The organism is Deltaproteobacteria bacterium (assembly GCA_016875225.1).
Lineage (GTDB): Bacteria > Myxococcota_A > UBA9160 > SZUA-336 > SZUA-336 > VGRW01.
The window spans coordinates 1-3,035 of the sequence record VGRW01000159.1; the positions used below are offsets into that span (position 1 = coordinate 1).

General features: G+C 69.0%; 5 protein-coding genes. 2 read left to right on the plus strand and 3 right to left on the minus strand.

Translation table 11 applies throughout. The features are described from left to right. Positions 1-452, plus strand: a 452-nt coding sequence (locus FJ108_18310; GenBank protein ID MBM4337846.1) for a PilZ domain-containing protein, incomplete at its 5' end; no start/stop codon positions are given. A gap of 9 nt (positions 453-461) precedes the next feature. Here the strand turns inward: FJ108_18310 and FJ108_18315 are convergent. Further along, positions 462-1,022 carry a DUF1232 domain-containing protein gene (locus FJ108_18315; protein MBM4337847.1) on the minus strand — a complete coding sequence of 187 codons (561 nt, stop codon included), beginning with the start codon at positions 1,020-1,022 and terminating at the stop codon, positions 462-464. Here FJ108_18315 and FJ108_18320 point away from each other — a divergent pair. After that, positions 1,021-1,851 carry a 1-acyl-sn-glycerol-3-phosphate acyltransferase gene (locus FJ108_18320; GenBank protein ID MBM4337848.1) on the plus strand — a complete coding sequence of 277 codons (831 nt, stop codon included), beginning with the start codon at positions 1,021-1,023 and terminating at the stop codon, positions 1,849-1,851. The genes FJ108_18315 and FJ108_18320 overlap by 2 nt on opposite strands. A 6-nt stretch (positions 1,852-1,857) precedes the next feature. Here the strand turns inward: FJ108_18320 and FJ108_18325 are convergent, their stop codons facing one another. Next, on the minus strand, positions 1,858-2,709 hold the full coding sequence (locus FJ108_18325) for an EamA family transporter (GenBank protein ID MBM4337849.1): 852 nt from the start codon (positions 2,707-2,709) through the stop codon (positions 1,858-1,860). Between the two features lie 5 nt (positions 2,710-2,714). Then, positions 2,715-3,035 (minus strand): GNAT family N-acetyltransferase (locus FJ108_18330; protein MBM4337850.1); only part of this gene is annotated, 321 nt, incomplete at its 5' end.

The following is a 3,035-nucleotide window of genomic DNA, read 5'->3' on the forward strand; positions in this document are numbered from 1 at the left end:
GAAAGCGAGTGCTCGGACCCGCGCTCCTGGCCGCGGATGCCGTCCCCGGAGAGCCGGAGCCGCGTCCAGCGCGACTCGACAGGCGCGCGAGCTACGCGAAGAAGCTGACCGCGATGGAGAGCGGCAACGCCTACATGGTGATGTGTCGTGACATTTCCGAGCGAGGCATGCGGATCGAGCCCGTCGCGGGTCTCGAGGTCGGCAGCCGGCTGGAACTCGCGATTGCGCTCTCGGCGCGCGACGAGCCGTTCCTGGTCGCCGCGTCCGTGGTTCGCGACGACGGCGAGCGGGGGCTCGCGCTGCACTTCGACTGGGTCGAGCCGGACGCGCAGGAGCGCCTGAAGGCGCTGCTCGCGAAGCTTCCGGCGATCGAGGCGCTCCAGGACGACGCGCGCTGCCAGGGAATCGTTCCCGCCCAACGCCTGGGCTCCGAGCCGAGCGACGCGAACTGACCGAGGCGGCTACCAGAGACTGAAGCGACGCGGCGTCCGCTTCGGCGGCACTTTCTCGCGCGCGGCGATGCGCGCCCGCAGCGCCGCGCGCTTCTTCGCGAGCCGCTCGTCGCGCGAGATCTGCCCCTGGCGGTGGAAGACGTTGAGATCGTCGTTGCGGCGGAACTCGCAGTAGTCGAGATACGCGTCGAGCTCGTGGCGCAGCTGCTCGCTCACGAGCTCGATCATGATCGCGTCGTCCAGGAAGCCGAGTCCGGGCACCGTGTCCGGAATCAGGTCATTGGGGTCGGTGAGATAGGAGAGAGCCGCGAGGATCCGGGTCCTCACCGGGATCGGCAGGCTCCACTCCGCGTCGTACGTCATCTGCACGATGCGCTCGAGCCGGTCGAGTCGCTCGCGAACGTAGTCGGGCGGATCGGCCGCGCGAGCGCGCGCGAGCAGCGAAACCGCCGCAGCCGTGATCTGGTCCGCCTTGGCCCGATCCACCGAGCCCATCGCGCGCGCGAGCTCGCGCCGGAAATGGCGCAGATCGCGCTCGCCGAGCGTGAAGCTGATCTTGAGCTCTGCCATGGCGAATCCTCGGGCAGGGTACAGGAAGCACTGGCGGCTTTTCAGCGCCTTCGAAAAGGCGGAGAATGCGGCCGTGCTGGGGCTGCACGTTCTATCGCTCTCGTTCTGGACGTTCCTCGTCCTGTCGTCGCTATGGCTGTTTCCGGTGGCGGTCCTGATCTGGGCTGCGACGGTGGCCTTCGATCCGCGGCTGGTGGCGCTGCACCGCTTCACCTGCTTCTGGGCCTCGCTGTACACTCGCCTCAATCCGGCCTGGCCGGTGACGATCGAGGGCCGCCACAATCTGCCGCGCGACAGCGCCTGCGTGATGGTCTCGAATCACCAGTCTCTGGTCGACATCCTGGTGCTGTTCCGGCTGCGCACCCATTTCAAGTGGGTCTCGAAGATCGAGAACTTCCGCGTGCCGCTGATCGGCTGGAACATGTCGATGAACCGGTACATCAAGCTGGTGCGCGGAAAGCGCGAGAGCGTGGTGCAGATGATGCGCGACTGCGAGGCGGCCCTGGCGGGTGGCAGCTCGGTGATGATCTTTCCCGAGGGCACGCGCTCCGTCGACGGGCGAATGCGCGCGTTCAAACCCGGAGCGTTCGAGCTGGCCAAGCGAACGCGGAGCGCGATCGTACCGATCGCCCTCGACGGCACGTCGCGAGCGCTGCCCAAGCGCGGCTACCTGCTGCAGGGCAAGCACCCGATCCGCGTGCGCGTGCTCGAGCGGATCGAGCCCGAGAGCTTCGCGGATCTCTCCGCAGAAGAGCTCGGCGAGCGGGTTCGCGCGCGGATCGCCGCGGAGCTGCCCGCGGAGGGGAGCCCGATCGCGAAGTCCGCCTGAACGCCACTAGTGCGCTTGCAGCAGGATCACCCCCAGCGCCACTCCGAGCGCGGCGAAGATCCGCCGCGCGCCGAACGCCTCGCCGAGCACGAGCGTGCCGATCAGCGCGGCGAACACCACGCTCGTCTCGCGCAGCGCCGCGACGCTCGCCATCGCGCCCCGATCCATCGCCCAGAGCACGATTCCGTAGCCCACCGTCGAGGTGACTCCGGCGGCGACGCCCTTCAGCCCCTCGGACGTGCGCAGGATCGCGGCCAGGCGAGCACGTCGGCGCAGCAGCACGAAAAGGCAGAACGGCATCGAGGTCATCCAGATGTTCCAGGCGATGTACGCATGGGAAACGCCGGCGCGGCGCACGCCCTGACCGTCGAGAAACGTATAGGTGCCGATCATCGCCGCGGTGAGCAGCGCCGCGACCACGCTGCGCGTCGCCCCGGGGCCGAGCGTGCGCGGCTCGAGCGCGAGGCTCGCGATCGAGGCGGAGGCGACACCGAGCCCGAGCGCCTGAATCCCGTCGGGTACCTCGGCTGCGAAGAGCGACGCGAACAGCGCGACCAGAACCGGCGCCAGGCCGCGCGCGATCGGATACACGTGCGAGAGATCGCCGAAGCGATACGCCTGCAAGAGGAAGATCTGGTACAGCGCGTGGAAGCCGGCCGACACGAGCAGGAATGGGTGCGACTCGGGCGCGGGGAACGGCACGAAGAAGCACGCGACGATGCCGGTCAGCGCCGACGTGCCGAGCACCAGCGCGAGCGTGAGCGTGCGATCAGGGCTCGACTTGGTGACGGCGTTCCAGCCCGCGTGCATGACCGCCGCGAGCAGCACCAGAGCCGTGACGCCGGGATCGAGACTCATGAGCGTCAGTCCGACTTCAGCGCGCTGTGTTCGCGCAGCCAGTCGATCCCGCCGACCGTGCGCTCGCGCTCCGTCTCGAGGAAGCGGGAGACGGCCGCGCGCAGGCGCGGCTCGGCGAGCCAGTGGAGGCTGTACGTGGGCTCGCCGTCGAAGCCGCGCATCTGCTTGTAGTCACCGCCCGCGCCGGGCTCGAAGCGCGAGAGCCCCGTCGCGATGCAGTGCTCCACGGCCGCGTAGTAGCAGACCTCGAAGTGCAGGTTGCGCACCTCGCGCGTCGCGCCCCAGTAGCGACCCCAGAGCGTGTCGCCCTTCTGCACGTTCAACGT